This window comes from Mesorhizobium sp. M1A.F.Ca.IN.022.07.1.1, from assembly GCF_003997575.1.
Lineage (GTDB): Bacteria > Pseudomonadota > Alphaproteobacteria > Rhizobiales > Rhizobiaceae > Mesorhizobium.
Map to the genome: position 1 here is coordinate 1 of NZ_RZST01000695.1, position 776 is coordinate 776.

General features: G+C 67.1%; 1 pseudogene. It reads right to left on the minus strand.

Annotation, left to right across the window (positions count from 1 at the left end):
* Positions 1-776: pseudogene (locus tag EOA75_RS34375) on the minus strand (PD-(D/E)XK nuclease family protein); the annotation flags it as partial.

Here is a 776-nt window from a genome sequence, read left to right on the forward strand (position 1 = left end):
GGTGAGGCCGAGCAGCCGCGTATACGGGCGCGGACATGCGGCCAGTTGTGATGCGGGGCACCAGACGACGCTGTTGGCCGGATCACGCAGGTCGGCAACGCGCAGCGCTTGCAAGGAGAGCGCGATGGCTTGTGCTGGCGCGCTTCGCAGAGCCTCCTCCCACATCGCCAGGCTGGCGCCGCTTAGCAACCGCGCTCCTGCCTGTGCCGCTATGTCGGTGCCGCGCGCGAGAACTTCGAGAACGGGAAGCAGGATTTGCTCGGCCAATTCGCCATCGTCTCGCCGCGGCCTCGCCGCGGCCAGGACTTCTCGCCACTGGTCGAGGCTGCGCAAGCCGGCGCTTCGCGGGATTGCGGCGAACCAGTCCGGCGGAAGCCGGCTGGCGAACGGGTGCGCGGGGAGGCGCCGGATTAAGCGCCAGACCCGTTCCTGGTTGAGCCCGTTTGCGAGAATGTCGGCCAGGGCGGCACAGGCCTGGCCCTCCGGCGTGCTCAAAGCGGGCACCCCATGAGAGAAATGCAACGGCAACCCGGCGCTTCTCGCATAAGCCAGAAAATGATCGTCCCAATCCTGTGTCGAAGTCGCAGCGATCGCGATGTCCTGCGGTTGCCCTTTTCCGGTCGCCAGCAACTGCCGGGTCCAGCGCAGCGCCTCGATAACCTCCGACTTCGGGTCCGCGCTCGCCTCGGCGGATGCACGGACCGGAGTAGTCGCCGCTCTTCTTTGGATCGGCCCTTTAAACCACGCGTGCTCGACAGGCGCCGGCAGTTCCCAGG